General features: G+C 72.5%; 14 protein-coding genes and 1 tRNA gene. 2 read left to right on the top strand and 13 right to left on the bottom strand.

Annotated features, from left to right (window positions below):
- The first annotated feature begins 10 nt into the window (after positions 1-10).
- Positions 11-865 carry a siderophore-interacting protein gene (locus AC1DYZ_RS14125; RefSeq protein WP_477065814.1) on the top strand — a complete coding sequence of 285 codons (855 nt, stop codon included), beginning with the start codon at positions 11-13 and terminating at the stop codon, positions 863-865.
- A gap of 6 nt (positions 866-871) precedes the next feature.
- On the opposite strand, the gene AC1DYZ_RS14120 is transcribed toward AC1DYZ_RS14125, so the two are convergent.
- The 11 genes from AC1DYZ_RS14120 to AC1DYZ_RS14070 form a co-directional block, all read right to left on the bottom strand.
- The gene (locus AC1DYZ_RS14120) at positions 872-3,160 is read right to left on the bottom strand and encodes an FdhF/YdeP family oxidoreductase (RefSeq protein WP_477065813.1); all 2,289 of its coding nucleotides are present in this window, start codon (positions 3,158-3,160) and stop codon (positions 872-874) included.
- The gene (fdhD, locus tag AC1DYZ_RS14115) at positions 3,160-4,002 is read right to left on the bottom strand and encodes a formate dehydrogenase accessory sulfurtransferase FdhD (protein WP_477065812.1); all 843 of its coding nucleotides are present in this window, start codon (positions 4,000-4,002) and stop codon (positions 3,160-3,162) included. Before fdhD ends, AC1DYZ_RS14120 begins: the two co-directional genes overlap by 1 nt.
- A 32-nt stretch (positions 4,003-4,034) precedes the next feature.
- Positions 4,035-4,108, bottom strand: a tRNA-Leu gene (locus tag AC1DYZ_RS14110).
- A gap of 72 nt (positions 4,109-4,180) precedes the next feature.
- Positions 4,181-5,668 (bottom strand): NAD(P)/FAD-dependent oxidoreductase, encoded by a 1,488-nt coding sequence (locus AC1DYZ_RS14105; protein WP_477065811.1) that lies wholly within the window; start codon positions 5,666-5,668, stop codon positions 4,181-4,183.
- A gap of 69 nt (positions 5,669-5,737) precedes the next feature.
- Entirely contained in the window at positions 5,738-7,213 is a 1,476-nt protein-coding gene (locus AC1DYZ_RS14100) for a GH1 family beta-glucosidase (RefSeq protein ID WP_477065810.1), read from the bottom strand.
- Between the two features lie 564 nt (positions 7,214-7,777).
- Positions 7,778-8,731: a Ppx/GppA phosphatase family protein gene (locus AC1DYZ_RS14095; RefSeq protein ID WP_477065809.1), complete on the bottom strand. Its 954-nt coding sequence runs from the start codon at positions 8,729-8,731 to the stop codon at positions 7,778-7,780.
- Positions 8,732-8,959: 228 nt separating this feature from the next.
- Positions 8,960-9,460 carry a DUF501 domain-containing protein gene (locus AC1DYZ_RS14090; RefSeq protein WP_477065808.1) on the bottom strand — a complete coding sequence of 167 codons (501 nt, stop codon included), beginning with the start codon at positions 9,458-9,460 and terminating at the stop codon, positions 8,960-8,962.
- Positions 9,461-9,489: 29 nt separating this feature from the next.
- Positions 9,490-9,960: an FtsB family cell division protein gene (locus AC1DYZ_RS14085; RefSeq protein ID WP_477065807.1), complete on the bottom strand. Its 471-nt coding sequence runs from the start codon at positions 9,958-9,960 to the stop codon at positions 9,490-9,492.
- 383 nt (positions 9,961-10,343) lie between these two features.
- Positions 10,344-11,624 (bottom strand): phosphopyruvate hydratase, encoded by a 1,281-nt coding sequence (gene eno, locus AC1DYZ_RS14080; protein WP_477065806.1) that lies wholly within the window; start codon positions 11,622-11,624, stop codon positions 10,344-10,346.
- Positions 11,625-11,718: 94 nt separating this feature from the next.
- Positions 11,719-13,101 carry a Re/Si-specific NAD(P)(+) transhydrogenase subunit beta gene (pntB, locus tag AC1DYZ_RS14075; RefSeq protein ID WP_477065805.1) on the bottom strand — a complete coding sequence of 461 codons (1,383 nt, stop codon included), beginning with the start codon at positions 13,099-13,101 and terminating at the stop codon, positions 11,719-11,721.
- 4 nt (positions 13,102-13,105) lie between these two features.
- Positions 13,106-14,659 (bottom strand): Re/Si-specific NAD(P)(+) transhydrogenase subunit alpha, encoded by a 1,554-nt coding sequence (locus tag AC1DYZ_RS14070; protein ID WP_477065804.1) that lies wholly within the window; start codon positions 14,657-14,659, stop codon positions 13,106-13,108.
- A gap of 149 nt (positions 14,660-14,808) precedes the next feature.
- On the opposite strand from AC1DYZ_RS14070, the gene AC1DYZ_RS14065 reads away from it, so the two are divergent.
- Complete coding sequence (locus AC1DYZ_RS14065) at positions 14,809-16,542, top strand: WD40 repeat domain-containing protein (RefSeq protein WP_477065803.1); 1,734 nt, start codon at positions 14,809-14,811, stop codon at positions 16,540-16,542.
- On the opposite strand, the gene AC1DYZ_RS14060 is transcribed toward AC1DYZ_RS14065, so the two are convergent.
- Entirely contained in the window at positions 16,476-17,135 is a 660-nt protein-coding gene (locus AC1DYZ_RS14060) for a nucleoside triphosphate pyrophosphohydrolase (RefSeq protein WP_477065802.1), read from the bottom strand. The genes AC1DYZ_RS14065 and AC1DYZ_RS14060 overlap by 67 nt on opposite strands.
- Complete coding sequence (locus AC1DYZ_RS14055) at positions 17,132-17,767, bottom strand: hypothetical protein (RefSeq protein WP_477065801.1); 636 nt, start codon at positions 17,765-17,767, stop codon at positions 17,132-17,134. Before AC1DYZ_RS14055 ends, AC1DYZ_RS14060 begins: the two co-directional genes overlap by 4 nt.
- Positions 17,768-17,772: the final 5 nt, after the last annotated feature.

Raw genomic sequence — 17,772 nt, 5'->3', positions numbered from 1 at the left:
AAGGACATCGATGACCGACGCACCGGCCCGCCCGCGCCCCGCCCCGCTCGTGGGGGAGGTCGTCCGGACGGAACGGATCGCGGCGACCATGGTCCGCGTGGTCGTCGGCGGCCCCGGCCTCGCCGCCTTCCAGCCGTCGCCGTACGCCGACTCCTACGTCAAGGTCGTGTTCCTGCCCGCGGGCACGCCGCGCCCGCTGCGTGAGGACGGCCGGCTCGACCTCGACGCGGTGCGCGCGACCCTGCCCCCCGAGCAGCAGCCCCGCCAGCGGTCCTACACCGTCCGCGCCTGGGACGCCGAGGCCGGCGAGCTCACGCTCGACTTCGTCGTGCACGGCGACGAGGGCATCGCGGGCCCGTGGTCGGCGGGCGCGCAGCCCGGCGACGAGGTGCTGCTGGTCGGCCCCGGCGGCGCCTGGTCGCCGGACCCCGCCGCCGCGTCGCACCTGTACGCCGGCGACGCCAGCGCCCTGCCGGCCATCGCCGTCGCGCTCGAGCGCCTGCCCGCCGACGCCGTCGGGCACGCCGTCATCGAGGTGCACGACGAGCAGGACCAGATCCCGCTGACCTTCCCGCCGGGCGTGCACGTCCACTGGGTCCACCAGGGCATCGGCGTGGCGGGCCTCGCGCTCGTCGACGCCGTCACCGCACTGCCCGAGCTACCCGCCCCCGTCAGCGCGTTCGTGCACGGCGAGGCCGGCGTGGTCCGCGAGCTGCGCAAGCACGTGCGCGTCGACCGCGGCATCACCCGCGACCAGCTCTCGGTCTCCGGCTACTGGCGGCTGGGCGCCGACGACGAGGGTTGGCGCGCGAGCAAGCGCGACTGGCTCGCCACGATCGAGGAGTCGGAGCAGGGGCTCGACTGACCGGGCCTACGCCTTCTGCAGCCGCACGATGACCGCCTTCGAGACCGGGGTGTTGCTGCCGAGCGCCGTGCTTGCCAGTGAGACCAGCACGTTCGCCTCGGGGAAGTACGCGGCCGCGCACCCCCGCGAGGTCGGGTAGGCCACCACGCGGTAGCCCCGCAGCCAGCGGTCCGGTTCCTCCGGCCACTCGCTCGCGATGTCCACGCGGTCGCCATCGGCGAGGCCTAGCTCGAGGAGGTCGTCCGGGTTGACGAACACCACGTCGCGGCCGTTCTTGATGCCGCGGTAGCGGTCGCTCAGGCTGTACATCGTCGTGTTGAACTGGTCGTGCGAGCGGATGGTCTGCAGGATCAGCCGGCCCGGCGGGCACTCGACCGGCACGAGCTCGTTGACCGTGATCATCGCCTTGCCGGTCGTCGTCGGGAAGGTCCGCGAGTCGCGCGGGCCGTTCGGCAGCACGAACCCGCCCTTGCGTCGAACCTGGCGGTTGAAGTCCGCGAAGCCGGGGACGACGCGCGAGATCGACTCCCGGATCGTGTTGTAGTCGCGCTCGAAGCCGGCCCAGTCGATCGGCCCCTCGTCGCCCAGGACGGCGCGCGCCAGGCGGGTGACGATCGAGATCTCCGAGAGCAGGGCCGGCGAGACGGGCGGGACCGCGCCGTGGGTCCCGTGCACCGCGCAGACGGAGTCCTCGACGGAGACGAACTGGGGCCCGGTCTCCTGCAGGTCCACGTCGGTGCGACCGAGCGTCGGCAGGATCAGCGCCTCGGCACCCGTCACGACGTGCGACCGGTTGAGCTTGGTCGACACCTGCACGGTCAGGTCCGTCCCGCGCATCGCGGCCTCGGCCGCCGCCGTGTCGGAGATCGCCGCGACGAGGTTGCCGCCGAGCGCGAACCAGACCTTGATCTCGCCGCGCTGCATCGCCTCGATCGACTGCACGGAGTCCAGGCCGTGCCTGCGCGGCGGCTCGAACGAGAACTCGGCGGCCAGCGCGTCCAGGAAGGCGTCGGGCATCTTCTCCCAGATGCCCATGGTGCGGTCGCCCTGCACGTTGCTGTGCCCGCGGATGGGCGACGCGCCCGCGCCCGGCTTGCCGATGTTGCCGCGCAGCAGGAGCAGGTTCACGATCTCCTTGATCGTGTCGACGCCCTTGCGGTGCTGCGTGATGCCCATCGCCCACGTGATGATCACGCGGTCGGCCGCGAGGTAGCGGTCCGCCAGCTCGTCCATCTCGGCGACCGTGAGGCCCGTCGCCGCCAGGACCTCCTGCTCGTCGAGCGCCTCGAGGTGCGCCCGGAAGTCCTCGAGGCCGAGCGTGTGGTCCGCCAGGAACTCGTGGTCGAGCACGGTGCCGGGGCTGCGGTCCTCCGCCTCGAGCACGCGCCTGGACACCCACTGCAGCAGTGCCATGTCGCCGCCGCTGCGGATCTGCAGGAACTGGTCGGCCAGGTCGGTCCCCCGGCCGACGATCCCGCGCACCGTCTTCGGGTTCTTGTAGCGCCGCATCGCCGCCTCGGGCAGCGGGTTGACCGCGACGATCGCCGCGCCGCTGCGCTTGGCGTCCTCGAGCGCGGTGAGCATCCGGGGATGGTTGGTGCCGGGGTTCTGTCCCATGACGATGACCAGGTCGGCCTTCGCGAAGTCGTCGTAGGCGATGGTCGACTTGCCGACGCCGAGCGTCGCGTTCATCGCCGTGCCCGTCGACTCGTGGCACATGTTCGAGCAGTCGGGCAGGTTGTTCGTGCCGAAGGCGCGCACGAACAGCTGGTAGAGGAACGCGGTCTCGTTGGCCGTGCGGCCGCTGGTGTAGAACGCGGCCTGGTCGGGCGAGTCGAGGCCCCGGAGCTTGTCGGCCACCAGGCCGAGCGCGTCCGCCCAGCTCACCGGCACGTAGTGGTCGCTGCCCGCAGCCTTGTGGACGGGCTGGACGAGTCGGCCCTGCATGCCCAACCAGTACTCCGACTTCTCCTTCAGCTCCGTGAGCGAGTGCTCCGCCCAGAACGTCGTCGGCACCGTCACCGGGGTCGCCTCCCACGAGACCGCGCGGACGCCGTTCTCGCAGAACTCCGCTCTCGCACGGTGAGCCGGGTCCGGCCACGCGCAGCTCATGCAGTCGAACCCGTCCTTCTGGTTCAGCCGCGAGAGCAGCGTGAGCGAGCGGCTGGGACCCAGGTCCTCGAGCGCGTAGGTGATCGCGTTGACGACGGCCGGCAGCCCGACGGCCCACGCGTCCGGCGGGTGGACCCTCAGCCGGTCGTAGCCGGGGTCCTCGACCGGTGGCTTGCGCGGCATCAGACCCGCGCTCCGACCAGTACGCGCTCGGGCCGCGAGTACACGACCATCGACGATCCCCGCAGGAACCCCACGAGGGTGATCCCCGACTCCTGCGCGAGGTCGGCGGCGAGCGAGGACGGCGCGGACACTGCCGCCAGCACGGGGATGCCGGCCATCAGCGCCTTCTGCGTCAGCTCGAACGACGACCGTCCGGACACCATCAGCACCGTGCCGCGCAGCGGCAGCAGCCCGGCCGTGAGGGCCCAGCCGACCACCTTGTCCACGGCGTTGTGGCGGCCGACGTCCTCGCGCAGCACGAGCAGCTCGCCGGTGGCGGCGTCGAAGAGCCCGGCGGCGTGCAGCCCACCCGTCTTGGCGAAGACCTCCTGGTGCTCCCGGAGGCGGTCGGGGAACGTGGCCAGCAGCTCGGCCGGGATCGCGCGGTCGTCGTCGGCCACCGTCCAGCGCGAGCGCGTCCGGACGGCGTCGATGCTCGCCTTCCCGCAGAGCCCGCAGGACGACGTCGTGAAGAAGCTGCGCTCGAGGCTGGGATCGGGCGCCGGGACGCCGCCGGCCAGCGTCACGTCGAGGACGTTGTAGGTGTTGAGGCCGTCGACAGTGGCCCCGGCGCAGTAGCGCGCGGCGGCGAAGTCGTCGGCGGTCGCGACGACCCCCTCGGAGACCAGGAACCCCGCGGCGAGGTCGACGTCATGGCCGGGCGTGCGCATGGTGACGGCCAGTGCGCGGCCGCCGACCCGGATCTCGAGCGGCTCCTCGGCCGCGAGCAGGTCTTCGGTTCGCCGAGCGCCGTCCTCGAGGGTGATGCGCGTGACTCGTCGTCGAATCGCGATGCGTTCCATGGCCCCATCTCAGCACTCAGGAGCCGGTCCGGTGCCCCCGCCGGGGTTCGAACCCGGACTGTGCCGGGTTTAAGCCGGCTGCCTCTGCCAGTTGGGCTACGGGGGCCGGGCCACATCCTGCCAGGACACGAACGAGCCCCCGGTCCGCGTGGGGGCCGGGGGCTCGTGTCGGGCGTGGTCAGGCGCTCTTGGCACCCTTGGTCGCGGCCTTCTCGGCCGGCGACCCGGCCTCGGCCTTGATGACGGGCAGCGACGGGTCCTTCTCGCCCGGCTCGACCGCTCGCGGCTTGGCCGGCACCGAGGCGGAGCGGAACTCCGCGCGCGGGTCGTGCAGGCTGCCGAGCGCGACGACCTCGCGGCGCAGCAGCAGCGAGCCGGTCCAGCCCGCGGCGATCCGGATCTTGCGGTTCCACGTCGGCATGGCGGCCACGTGGTACGAGCGGTGCAGCACCCACGCGAGGAAGCCGCGGACCTTGATCCGGCCGAACATCTGCGCGACGCCCTGGTACATGCCGAGCGACGCGACGGCGCCGATGTTCTTGTGCTTGTACTCCGTCAGCTCGGCGGAGCGCAGCACGCGGGAGAGGTTGTCGCCCAGGTGGTTGCCCTCGCGCAGCGCGTGCTGGGCGTTCGGCGGGCAGAACTTGCCGGGGTTGTACAGGTCCGGCACGGCGGCGCAGTCACCGGCGGCGTAGGCGTCGGGCACCACGGTGCCGTCGGCGTCGACCACCTGCAGGAAGGCGTTGCACGTGACCCGACCGAGGTTGTCCAGCGGCAGGTCCGAGTCCTTGAGCACGGGGTTGGCCTTGACGCCCGCCGTCCACACCAGCGTCTCGGCGTCGAACTCCGTCTTGTTCGACAGCACGATGTGGCCGTCGACGCAGCTGCTCAGGAAGGTCGAGAGGTGGATCTCGATGTTGCGCTTGCGCAGCTGCTCGAGCGTGTAGCCACCCAGCTCCTCGCTGACCTCGGGCAGGATGCGCGGCGAACCCTCGACCAGGACGAACCGCAGCTCCTCCTGCTCGACGGCCTTGTAGTACTTGACCGCGGCGCGGGCCATGTCCTCGACCTCGCCCAGCGCCTCGATGCCGGCGAAGCCGCCGCCGACGAACACGAAGGTGAGCATGCGGCGACGCAGCTCGGGGTCCCAGGTGCTGGCCGCGACGTCGATGCGGTTGAGCACGTGGTTGCGCAGCGCGATGGCCTCTTCGACGTTCTTGAAGCCGATGCCGAAGTCCGCCAGGCCCGGGATGGGCAGCGTGCGGGCGACGGCGCCGAGGCCCACGACGAGGTGGTCGTAGGTGATCCAGTACGCGTCGCCCTCTTCGGGCGTGATCTCGACCGTGCGATCGGCGTGGTTGATCTGGCTGACCTTGCCCTGCAGCACGTCGACGCCCTTGAGCGCGCGGCGGTGCGGTGCGACGACGTTGCGCGGGTCGATCGAGCCGGCAGCTGCCTCCGGGAGGAACGGCGCGTAGGTCATGTAGGGCCGGGGGTCGACGACGACGATGGCCGCCTCCCGCTTGCCGAGGCGCTTGCGCAGCCGGCGGGCCGTGTACAGGCCGACCGTGCCGCCGCCGAGGATCACGACGCGGGGCACCTTGCGAGGCTTGCTCGGGCGGACCGTGGCCGGGACGGTGGCGGCGTCGGAGACAGACGTGGGCATATGTCAACGGTAGCGGGACCGAAGTCCCGTCGCCTTACCGGAACCGGTGATACTGCGCACAGTGCGCGCTCAGGAACGCTCGACGGCGTTCGCGCGGACCACCGCGGAGTACCAGCCGGCGCTCTGCTTGGGCGTCCGCTCCTGGGTCTCGAGGTCGACGTGCACCAGCCCCCAGCGCTGCGTCATGCCCTCGGCCCACTCGAAGTTGTCCAGCAGCGACCACGCGTAGTAGCCGGTCAGGCGCACCCCGTCGCCGATCGCGCGCGCCGCCTGCTGCAGGTGCGCGCGCAGGAACTCGAGCCGCTCGGGGTCGTCGGTGGTGCCCTCGGGCGTCGGGTCGGGGATCCCGTTCTCGGTGATGACCAGCGGCGGCGCGTCCGGGTAGTCGATGAGCAGGTCCATGAGCAGGTCGTACAGGCCCTCCGGGTGCACCTGCTGCCAGTCCGCCGCCGACGTCGGGAAGAGCGCGACCTGCTCGCCGCCCTCGTCGACACCCGTGACGCCGTAGTACTGCACCGCGAGGACGTCGAGCGGCGCGCCGATCGCCGCCAGGTCACCGTCCTGCACGAGGGCCCCGAATGTCTTCGGGGCGGCCGGGAGCTGGCCGGGTTGGTCGCCGAGGGCGTCTGCCGGGTACCGGCCCCGCAGGACGGGGTCGAGGAACAGCCGGTTCTCCACGCCGTCCACGCGAACTGCCGCCGTGTCCGCCGCGCGGCTCACCGGGTAGACCGGCAGCAGGTTGAGCGCGATGCCGATACCCCCCGCGGCGCCGCTCTCGCGGAACGCCTGCACCGCCCTCCCGTGCCCGAGCAGCTGGTGGTGGACGGCCGCGGCCGCCTGGTCGACGTCGGTGATCCCGGGCGCGTGCGACCCCCAGCGGTAGCCGACGAACGCGGTGGTCTTCGGCTCGTTGATCGTGAGCCACGTGGCGTCCACGTCACGCAGGGCGTCGAACATGATTGCCGCGTACTCGCCGAACCGGTCGGCCGTGTCGCGGACCGCCCAGCCGCCCGCGTCCTGCAGCGGCTGCGGCAGGTCCCAGTGGTAGAGCGTGATCGCGGGGTGGATGGCGCGGGCCAGCAGCCCGTCCACGAGTCGGCGGTAGAAGTCGACCCCCGCCTGGTTGACCGCCCCGGACCCGGTCGGCTGGATGCGCGGCCACGCCACCGAGAACCGGTAGGCGGGCAGGCCCAGGTCCTTGATGAGGTCAAGGTCCGACTCCCAGAGCCGGTAGTGGTCGGCGGCCGGGTCGCCCGTCGAGCCGTCGCGTATCGTGCCCGGCCGGGCGGCGAACGTGTCCCAGATCGACGGGCCGCGGCCGTCCGCCGTGGTCGACCCCTCGACCTGGAACGCCGACGTCGCCGCGCCCCAGACGAACCCCGCGGGGAACGTCATCGGCTCCGCCGGGGGCCGCCAGGTCGTGTCGGGTGCCGGCTCGGTCGGCGCGGGGTCCGCGGTCTCCGGCGCGCAGGCAGCGAGCAGACCCGTCGTCGCGCCCAGCTGGAGCAGCAGGCGGCGGTCGAGCACGGGCTCCCTCGGTGGCATCGCGCTCCTCCTTGAGCGTCGGCGGGCTTGCTCTCCGCACGGTGAGAGCGCTCCCAGGTCGCATTCTGCCAGGTGGTCCGCCGTTGGGGGCGCCGCCGGGCTCACAACCCGCGGAAGTGCGGAGTCGGGCGGTTGGACCGTAGCGTCCGCACTCGTGTGGCCCGGAACCCGCCGCAGTGCGGACGTGTGGGCGCTTCCCCGCGCTGCGTCCGCACTCGTGCGTGCCAGGACCCGCCGGAGTGCGGCCGTCGGGCGGAGCGGGACCGCCGCGTCCGCACGCGTGCGCGGGGCCAGAACCCGCAGCGGTGCGGACGTCCGGCCCGTCCCCCAGCGCTGCGTCCGCAGTTTCGGTCGTCGGGGCGCTCGATCGTGCGGACGTCCGGCTTGGGAGGGCGCAACGTCCGCAGATTCGGTCGTCGCAACGCGGGAATGTGCGGACGTCCGCCTTGGGGAGGGCGCAGCGTCCGCAAGTTCGGTCGTCGCGACGCGCGGACGTGCGGACGTGCCGGAGAGGCACAGCGTCCGAGCAGGTGGAGGCCCTGGGCCGCTTCTGCTCGGACGTCGTCAGCGGGTGGCGATGCTCCAGGCGATGCCGTCGAGGATGTCGTGCTCCGAGGTGACGACCTCCGTGAGCCGACCACCGGCCGCGGCGACCTCGTCGCGAACCCGCCGGACGACGTCGGCCCAGACCAGAGCGCCGGCGCCGATCACGTCGACACGGCCGGGGTGCATGAACCCGAGGGCCGCGCGCTCGGCGCGGGTCCGGCCGAGCAGGTCGTCGCACGCGGCGAGCACGACGTCGACCGGCAGCACCGACCCGTCGATGATCGCCGGGTCATAGGCGGGCAGGCCGAGCCCGTGGGCGGTCACGGTGGTCACCGAGCCGGCGAGCCCGACGAGCGTGACGGTCTTGCCCAGGGGGACGATAGCCGACGCCGTGTCGAGCGCGGCGCCGACGTCGGCGTGGGCCGCGGCGATCTCGGCGGCGGTCGGCGGGTCGGTGCGCAGGTGGCGCTCGGTCATCCGCACGCAGCCGACATCCATCGAGAACGCGGCCTCGGGCGTCGCGGTGCCCAGCACCAGCTCGGTCGAGCCGCCACCGAGGTCGACGACGAGGAACGCGCCGGGGTGAGCACCGGCGAGCACCCCCGTGGCCCCACGGAACGAGAGCGCGGCTTCCTCGTCGCCCGCCACGACCTCGGGCTCGACGCCCAGCGCGGCACGTACGCCGTCGACGAAGTCGGCCCGGTTCTCCGCGTCCCGCGACGCCGACGTGGCCACGAACCGGATCGCCTCGACGCCCAGCTCCGTGCAGATGTCGTTGTAGCGCCGGGCGGCGTCGAGCGTGCGCGCCAGGGCCTCGGGCGCGATGCGGCCAGTCCGGTCGACACCCTGCCCGAGGCGGACCACCTCCATGCGGCGGTCCAGGTCCACCAGCGTCCCGGCGTCGGGATCGACGTCGGCGACGAGCAGTCGGATGGAGTTGGTCCCGCAGTCGATGGCAGCCACACGCGTCACGCGCTCATCCTCCCCCACCGGCGCCCGCCCCACGTCCGCACATCCGTTCGCCAGGACGCCCGAATGTGCGGACGTCCGAGCAAGTGAGGGGTATAGCCCACATCTGTTCGGACGCTACGGGTGGTTCGCAGGACGTCCGAGGAAGTGGGGGGGTATAGCCCACATCTGTTCGGACGCTACGGGTGGTTGACAGGACGTCCGAGGAGATGGCGCGCAGCTGCTCGGACGTCAGCAGGTGCAGCGGTCCGGGCGCCAGTCGTCGCGGATCAGGGCGAGGGCCTCGTCGCCGATCGGGTTGACGCCCGGGCCGGTGGCGAGGGCGTGGCCCACCAGCACGTGCAGGCACTTGACGCGCGTCGGCATGCCGCCGGCGGAGATGCCCGCGATCTCGTCGACGTGGCCGAGGGCCTCGCGGTCGGCGAGGTAGGCGTCGTGCGCGCGGCGGTAGGCGGCGGCCAGCTCCTCGTCGTCGGCGAGCCGGGCGGTGAGCTCCTTCATGAGCCCACCGGCCTCCAGCGTGCTCACCGCGGCGACTGCCGGAGGGCAGGTGAGGTAGTAGGTCGTCGGGAACGGGGTGCCGTCGTCGAGGCGGGGCGCGGTGCGCACGACGAGCGGGCGGCCGCAGACGCACCGGGCGGCGATGCCGACGACACCGCGCGGGGGGCGACCGAGCTGCTCTGCGAGCACCGTGATGTCCTGGTCGGAGACGGCATCGAAAGAGGTGGTCACAGCAGCGGTCCGTTCGTGCGCGGGGTGGGTCAGCCGCCCGCCGGGGCCGTGGTGCTCGGGGCGGGCGTCCCATTGTCGCCCGTCGGCGCGGCATCGTCGGTACCGGCCACCGGCGTCTGGCCGGCCACCTGCACGGACTCCCAGACGTTCGCGTACCAGGGCAGGGTCGAGCCCGAGTCGAGCACCGACGCGGGGCCGTCGGCGGCGGGCGGGGTGTCAGGGATGGTCTCCGGGTCGATCACCCGGAACGCCTTCTCCCCCGGCATCACGAACGACAGCCGCTCGCGCGCCTGCGCCCGCACGTACGCCTCGTCGTCCCACCGCTTGAGGTCCGCCTCGAGGTCGTCGTTCCGCTGCCGCGCCGACTCGACCTGGGCGCGCAGCTGGTCCACCTCGACGCGCTGCTGCAGGTACGAGTGCAGCGTCGGGTACACCAGCACGAACGCGAGCAGCAGCACGCAGGAGAACACCATCGCGCGCACGGTGAACAGCCGCGGCACGCGCACCTGCACCCGCTCGGCGCGGGGAGTTCCGCGGGGCGGTGTCGGTGCGCTGCCGCGCGTGGCGGGGCGGGAGGCGGAGGGTCGCGACGAGGAGGGGCGGGCCGACGACGAGGGCGCCGGACCGACACGGGGCGTGGCCCCGGACCGCGGTGCCGACGCCCTGCTGCCCGTGTTCCCGCGCGGCACGTTCGCCCCAGCGGTCGGCGTCCCGGACCGCGGGGCCGCCGGACGCCGACCCGGGGCGCTCGGGGACGCCGGGCGTCGGGGGGCGGACATGGCGTCGATTCTGCCTCGGACCGCACCGACCTGCGCGCACGTCGCGAATCGTGGCGCGCCGAAGGCCGGCCACCCGTGGGTGACCGGCCTTCGAGGGTCGTGCGTCAGGCCTTGAACCGCGGGAAGGCGGAGCGGCCGGCGTAGCGCGCGGCGTCGTCCAGCTCCTCCTCGATGCGGAGCAGCTGGTTGTACTTGTTGATGCGCTCGCCACGGGCGGGGGCACCGGTCTTGATCTGGCCGGCGTTCGTGGCCACCGACAGGTCGGCGATCGTGGTGTCCTCGGTCTCGCCGGAGCGGTGCGAGGTCATCGTCGTGAAGCCGCTGCGCTGAGCCAGCTCGACGGCTTCGAACGTCTCCGTCAGCGTGCCGATCTGGTTGAGCTTGACCAGCAGCGAGTTGGCCGACTTGAGCTCGATGCCCTTGCGCAGGCGCTCGGGGTTGGTGACGAACAGGTCGTCGCCAACGATCTGGACCTTGTCGCCGATGGTGGCGACCAGGTGGGACCAGCCCTCCCACTCGTCCTCGGACAGCGGGTCCTCGATGGAGACCAGCGGGTAGTCCTTCACCAGCTGCTCGTAGTAGGCCGACAGCTCCTCGTTCGAGAGCGTCTTGCCCTCGAAGTGGTAGACGCCGTCCTTGAAGAACTCGGTCGCGGCGACGTCGAGCGCGAGGCCCAGGTCGACGCCCGGCGTGAAGCCGGCCTTCTCGATGGCGACCAGGATGAGGTCGAGCGCCTCGCGGTTGCTGCCCAAGCTGGGGGCGAAGCCGCCCTCGTCGCCGAGACCCGTCGACAGGCCCTTGCTCTTCAGCACGGACTTGAGCGAGTGGTAGACCTCGACGCCGGTGCGCAGCGCCTCGCGGTACGTGGCCGCACCGATCGGGGCGACCATGAACTCCTGGATGTCGACGTTGGAGTCGGCGTGCGACCCACCGTTGAGGATGTTCATCATCGGGACCGGCAGCACGTGCGCGTTCGGGCCACCGAGGTAGCGGAAGAGCGGCAGGTCGGCCGAGTCGGCTGCGGCCTTGGCGACGGCGAGCGAGACGCCGAGGATCGCGTTGGCGCCGAGCTTGCCCTTGTTGGCCGTGCCGTCGAGGTCGATCAGCGCGGCGTCGACGAGGCGCTGCTCGGTGGCCTCGAAGCCGATGAGCTCAGGAGCGATCTCGTCGATGACGGCCGCGACGGCCTCCTCGACGCCCTTGCCCAGGTAGCGGGCGGAGTCGCCGTCACGGCGCTCGACGGCCTCGAACGCGCCGGTCGAGGCACCCGAGGGGACGGCGGCGCGGGCGATGGTGCCGTCGTCGAGTGCGACCTCGACCTCGACAGTGGGGTTGCCGCGCGAGTCCAGGATCTCGCGGGCGCCGACGGCCTCGATGCTGGCCATGGGTGCTCCTTCTGAAGCGGGTGGGTTTACGACCTCACCCTACTGGCGTCGCGGAGCGGGCGTCCTGGGCCCTTCGACTGGTGGGACAGGAGGTTCAGAGCGCCAGCATGATGTGCTCGACCTGGTCCTTCGCGTCGCCGAACAGCATTGACGTGTTGTCGCGGAAGAACAGCGGGTTCTGCACGCCCGCGTAGCCGGTGGCCATGGACCGCTTGAAGACGATCACGCGCCCGGCCTTCCACACCTCGAGCACGGGCATGCCGGCGATGGGCGAGGACGGGTCGTCGAGCGCCGCGGGGTTCACGGTGTCGTTGGCGCCGATGACCAGGACCACGTCGGTGTCCGCGAGGTCGCCGTTGATCTCGTCCATCTCCAGCACGATGTCGTACGGCACCTTGGCCTCGGCGAGCAGCACGTTCATGTGCCCGGGCAGCCGGCCCGCGACGGGGTGCACGCCGAACCGGACGTCGACCCCACGGGCGCGCAGCTTGGCGACGAGCTCCGCGACCGGGTACTGCGCCTTGGCGACGGCCATGCCGTACCCGGGCGTGATGACGACGGAGCGGGCGTCGGCGAGCAGCTCCGCGACCTCCGGCGCCATGACCTCGTGGAACTCCCCCAGGTCGACGTCGGACGCCGCCACCGTGCCGCCCTCGGCCCCGAACCCGCCGAGGATGACCGAGACGAACGACCGGTTCATGGCCGTGCACATGAGGTAGCTGAGGATCGCACCGGACGACCCGACGAGGGCGCCGGTGACGATGAGCAGGTCGTTGCCGAGCATGAAGCCCGCGGCCGCGGCGGCCCAGCCGGAGTACGAGTTGAGCATCGAGACGACGACGGGCATGTCCCCGCCGCCGATCGACGCGACCAGGTGCCAGCCGAGAGCCAGCGCCACGACGGTCATGAGCAGCAGCGGCAGCACGCTGCCCGTGCCCAGGAACCACACGAGGAGGCCCGCCGACGCCAGGACCATGGCGAGGTTGAGCACGTTGCGGCCCGGCAGCATGAGCGGCGCGGAGCGGATCCGGGTGGACAGCTTGAGGTAGGCGACGATCGAGCCCGTGAAGGTCACCGCGCCGATGAGCACGCCGAGGAACACCTCGACCAGGTGCGCGGGGTCTGCCGGCTCCGTGAGGAACGAGTTGTAGCCGACGAGCACGGCGGCGAGCCCGACGAACGAGTGCAGGATCGCGATGAGCTCGGGCATCTGCGTCATCTCGACGCGGCGCGCCTGCCACGTGCCGACGGTCGACCCGATGAGCAGCACGACGAGGATCAGCGATGCGGTGACCTCGACGGGACGCTCGGAGCGCTGGAGGGCGAGCGCGATCGTCGCGACGAGGGCCAGCGCCATGCCCACCATGCCCGCGACGTTGCCGCGGCGCGCGGTCTCCTGCTTGGACAGGCCGGCGAGGCTGAGGATGAACAGGACGGCGGCGACGACGTAGACCGCCTGGGCCACGGAGTTCAGCACGGGCTCAGGCGTCCTTCCGGAACATGCGGATCATGCGGTTGGCGACAAGGAAACCGCCGAACACGTTGATGCTGGCCACCGACGCCGCGATCACCGCCAGCACGGTCACCAGCCAGCTGTCGTCGCCGATCTGCAGGAGCGCACCGACCAGGATGATCCCGGAGATCGCGTTGGTCTGCGCCATCAGCGGCGTGTGCAGGGAGTGGCTGACGTTCGAGATGACGTAGTAGCCGACGATCACCGCCAGCACGAACACCGTGAAGTGACCGAGGAACGCGGCCGGCGCGAACGAGATGCCGAGCAGCACGACCACCGCGAGCAGCGCGAGCACGACCGACCGCTGCTGTCGTCGGCGGGCCCTGTCGCGTTCCGCCGACGCGGCGAGCGCTGCCCGCTCCCCGTCGCTCGGCCCGGCGACCGCGGCCGGAGCGGCCGACACCTGGACCGGCGGCGGCGGCCAGAGCACCTCGCCGTCGCGGGTCACCGCCATGCCGCGCTGCACGGGGTCGTCGAGGTCGAGGACGAGCTCGCCGTCCTTGCCGGGGGTGAGCAGCTGGAGCAGGTGCACGATGTTGGTGCCGAACAGCTGCGACGTGTGCTGCGGCATCCGACTGGTCAGGTCGGTGTACCCGATCACCCGCACGCCGTTGTCGGTCACGACCGAGGACCCCGGGACCGTGAGCTCGCAGTTGCCGCCGCCGGACGCCGCGAGGTCGACGATCACGCTGCCGGGCCGCATGCGCGCGACCATCGCCGCGGTGATCGTGGTCGGCGCGAGCCCCCGCACCAGCGCGGTGGTGATGACGATGTCCGCGTCGGCCGTCTCGGCGGCGTACATCTGCTGGGTCAGGAGCTCCTGCTCGGCCGTAAGGGCGCTCGCGTACCCGTCCGCGCTGACCGCCTGCTGGGCGGCCTCCGCCTGCACGAACGTCGCGCCCATCGACTCGATCTGCTCGCCCACCTCGGGCCGCACGTCGAACGCGCGCACGCGGGCGCCCATGCTGCCGGCGGCGCCGATCGCCGCGAGCCCGGCCACGCCGGCGCCGATGACGAACACCCGGGCCGGCGGCGTCTTGCCCGCCGCGGTGACCTGGCCGGTGAACATGCCGCCGTACGCCTCGGCGGCCTCGACCACCGCGCGGTAGCCGGCGACGTTGGACATCGTGCTCAGGACGTCGAGCGCCTGCGCGCGGGAGATGCGCGGCACCGCGTCGAGCGCGAGCGCCGTCACTCCCCGCGCGTGCAGGGTGTCGACGAGGTCCGGCGCGGACGCCGGCGCCAGCATCGCGACGAGCGTGGCGCCGGGGCGCAGGGCCGCGACCTCGTCGTCGGTCGGCGCGTTGACCTTGGCGACGACGTCGCTCGCCCAGACGTCGTCCGCCGACCCCACCGTCGCCCCGGCGGCCGCATATGCGTCAGGGAGGAACGTCGCGGCGTCGCCGGCCCCACGCTCGACGACCACGTCGTAGCCGAGGCCCACCAGCTGCGCGGCGGTCTTCGGGGTGGCCGCCACGAGCCGTTCGCCTGCCCGGCTCTCGGTCGGGATGCCGATGCGCATCGCTGCGGTCCTCCGTCGTCAGATGGTCGTGCCCGTGGCGCTCATCATGGCGGCCACGGGCAGGCTACGGGCGCGAACCGTGCGCGGGCAAGCGCTTTCCTTCCGGAACTCGGACGATCCTGGGAATCTCCGTACCAGCCGCGACCGTCGTGGGTGAGCTCGCGTGCGCGACGATCACGACCTATGACGTCGCGTCGGGAGCCGTGGTGGGCTCCCCGGCGGTCCTGCCCTGGCAGTCCGGCGAGGTCGCTCTGAGCCCCGACGGGACGACGACCGCCGTGACCAAGGGCGCCGACGGGACGACCGTGCTGCTGGGAGCGCGCGACAGCAGGGTCATCGGCGTGGTCCCCCCGCTCGACGCACCGCCCACGCGCGACTGGGGCTCCGGCGCGCTCGCGTTCGGCCCGGACGGCACCTTGTACGTCGGGTCGAACGCCGGCCAGGTCCGCGCCGTCGATCCCTCGACCGCCACGGTCGTGCGGACCTACGACGTCCCCGAGCTGTCGACGAACGTCACTCTCGTGGTCGCCGGCGACGTCCTCGTGGGTGTCGGCCACCAGCACATCGTGTCCGTCGACATCGCGACCGGCGCGCAGCGATGGACGGTCGCGATCTCCGGCAGCCGCCAGTCGCCGTGCCCGTGGTTCGCCGTCTCGGCCGCCGCCGGCCGGATCTGGTGCGGAACCTTCCACGGCGTGATCGAGGAGCGCTCCCTGGCCACCGGGGAACGCACGGGGGTCACGCGCGAGAGCGGTCTCGGGAACGTCGGCTGGATGCAGGTGACCCCGGACGGCCGGGAGCTGGTGGACTTCGGCGTGACGTCGCCGGTGATCACCCGGTGGCGGCTGGACGGATCGGGCCCCATCACCCGGCTCGTGGCGCCCAGGCACGTGCTGGTCGACCGCTACCAGCCGGGTGGTGGTCAGCTGCTCACGGCGGTGCGACCCGACGGCCCCGCCACGATCCTCGACGACTTCACCGAGTTCGACGTCTGGGACCCGGTCTCGGACGCGGCGGTGCGGCGCCTCCCCGCGGTCCTGGGGCCGGGCTGGGGCACGGCGGACTCGATCGCGGCCTACGACCCGACCCTCGACGCGATCGTGACCGTCGATGTGGCGAGCGGCGAGGAGCGCCGCGTCCCCGGGGTCACGCCGGAGGCCGCGCTCCTCCGGGCAGCTCCGGACGGCCGGACCATGTTCGCCGCCATGCCCGACGGGTCCGTCGACCGGGTCGAGCCGATCACGGGCGACCGCGCCGGCCCGACGATGCACGCCGAGGGGTGGCCACTGAGCGTCTCCGCGGCGCCTGACCTGTCCCGCGTCGTCGTCACCACGGTCGCGTCCGGGGACGACACCGGGACGGTCTACACGTTCGACGGCCGCACGGGCGAGCAGATCGGCGATCCCGAGCGGGGCTGGTGGTCCGGCGAGCTCGGGCAGACGGCCCTCGTCCTCAATTCCGGGCCCGGAGTCCAGCTCGGGCTCCGTGACCCGGTGACCGGAGCGGCGCTGGGCGAGCTGCCCAGCACGATCGGCGAGGTCAGCTCCCTGCAGTTCAGCGACGACGGTCGTGTCCTCGCGGCATCAGCGAAGAGCGGGAGCGTGTCCGTCTACGACGTCGAGAGCCGGATCCGCCTCGGCGACCCGATACCGGTCGACGGGCCGGCCTTCTTCTCGGCGGCCCTGCGCCCTGACGGGCTCGCGCTCGCGGCCACCGGTAGCGCCGGCATCCTCCTGTGGGACCTGGACGCGCAGGACATGTTCGACGCCGCGTGCGGGTTCGCCGGCCGCGAGCTCAGCGCGGCCGAGTGGGCGACCTACCTGTCCGAGCTCGGGCCGCGGCGCGACACCTGCTCGGTCGCGCGGACGTCGGCCTCGAGCTGACGGACCGCGCCGCGCAGCGCCGTCTCGGCGTCGATCCCCTGCCCGTGGGCGGCGACGAGGACATCGAGCAGCCGTCGACCGATCTCGTCCTCCGTCTCGATCTGCCCCGCGGCACCGACCGCGTCGAGCCCGGCCCGCTCGGCGCGCGCGAGCACCTTCTGGCCCCGCGCGAGAGCGCCGAGGGCCACCGGTATCCCGTCGAGGGCCGACGCGCGCTGCTTCTCGGCGTTCTTCAGCCGGTCCCACTGGACGTGCGCGTCGCCCTCGAGCGGCGCCTCCTCGAACACGTGCGGGTGCCGGCGGACCAGCTTGTCGACGAGGTCCGCGGCCACGTCGTCCACGTCGAACGGGTCGGTCGGGTGCTCGGTGGCGATGCGCGCGTGGAACACCACCTGGAGCAGGAGGTCGCCCAGCTCCTCGCGCAGGCCCGGGCGGTCGGCGGTCTCGATCGCCTCCGCCAGCTCGTAGGCCTCCTCGAGCGCATACGGCACCAGCGACTCGTGCGTCTGCTGGGCGTCCCACGGGCAGCCGCCCGGCGAGCGCAGGCGGTCCATGACGCGCACGAGTGCGCGCAGGGAGTCCGCCTCGGTCACGACGCCGAGGGCGTCGGAGTCGGTGCGGGCGTGGCGCCGTCCGCGGGGGCCGCCGGTGCCGTGTCCTTGACCATCCACGGCGCCGGGGTGGGATCGGTCACCTGGTTGGCGTCGGTCAGCGACCCGAACCGCGGGTTCACCTCGACGTCGAGCGCCCGCAGGCGCGTGTCGATCTCCTTGCCCACGTCGGTGGCATCCGGCAGGCCCTGCAGGTTGGTGTAGGCGATCGAGTACTTGGCCACCGCCAGGGACGGGTCGGTGAAGTCCGCGGTCGCGCCCTTGACCTTCTGCTCCACCACCGAGTCGAGCAGCTTCTGGGCGTCTTCGTCCGAGACCCCGACGCCCTTCTCGTCCGCAAGGGCGACCACCGTGGGCTCCTGGACCAGGACGGCCAGCACGTTCGTCGTGGTGACGCCCTGGAAGTACGGCGCGAGCTCGACCAGCGCGGCCTCCACGTCCGACGTCGGTATCGCGGTGCCGTCCACCACCGCAGCGGCGCCAGGCTCCCCGGCGCACCCCGCCAGGGTCGCCGTCGTCGCGAGCGCGACCAGCACACCCGCCGCCCGCACACTCGCACGCCACTGCACCGCCACCAGGGACCTCCCGCGTCGTCGCTCGTCGATCGGGGTCATCGTAG

The sequence above is a fragment of the Cellulomonas sp. P1_C4 genome (genome assembly GCF_056406355.1).
The sequence above is the reverse complement of the archived record's forward strand: the minus strand, read 5'-3'. Positions and strand labels throughout refer to the sequence as shown.

Excerpts from the sequence above, each read along its gene's own strand:
- eno (WP_477065806.1), bottom strand. The coding sequence starts at position 11,624 with ATGGCCAGCATCGAGGCCGTCGGCGCCCGCGAGATCCTGGACTCGCGC.
- AC1DYZ_RS14070 (WP_477065804.1), bottom strand. The coding sequence starts at position 14,659 with ATGCGCATCGGCATCCCGACCGAGAGCCGGGCAGGCGAACGGCTCGTG.
- AC1DYZ_RS14105 (WP_477065811.1), bottom strand. The coding sequence starts at position 5,668 with ATGCCCACGTCTGTCTCCGACGCCGCCACCGTCCCGGCCACGGTCCGC.
- AC1DYZ_RS14055 (WP_477065801.1), bottom strand. The coding sequence starts at position 17,767 with ATGACCCCGATCGACGAGCGACGACGCGGGAGGTCCCTGGTGGCGGTG.
- AC1DYZ_RS14120 (WP_477065813.1), bottom strand. The coding sequence starts at position 3,160 with ATGCCGCGCAAGCCACCGGTCGAGGACCCCGGCTACGACCGGCTGAGG.
- AC1DYZ_RS14125 (WP_477065814.1), top strand. The coding sequence starts at position 11 with ATGACCGACGCACCGGCCCGCCCGCGCCCCGCCCCGCTCGTGGGGGAG.
- AC1DYZ_RS14100 (WP_477065810.1), bottom strand. The coding sequence starts at position 7,213 with ATGCCACCGAGGGAGCCCGTGCTCGACCGCCGCCTGCTGCTCCAGCTG.
- fdhD (WP_477065812.1), bottom strand. The coding sequence starts at position 4,002 with ATGGAACGCATCGCGATTCGACGACGAGTCACGCGCATCACCCTCGAG.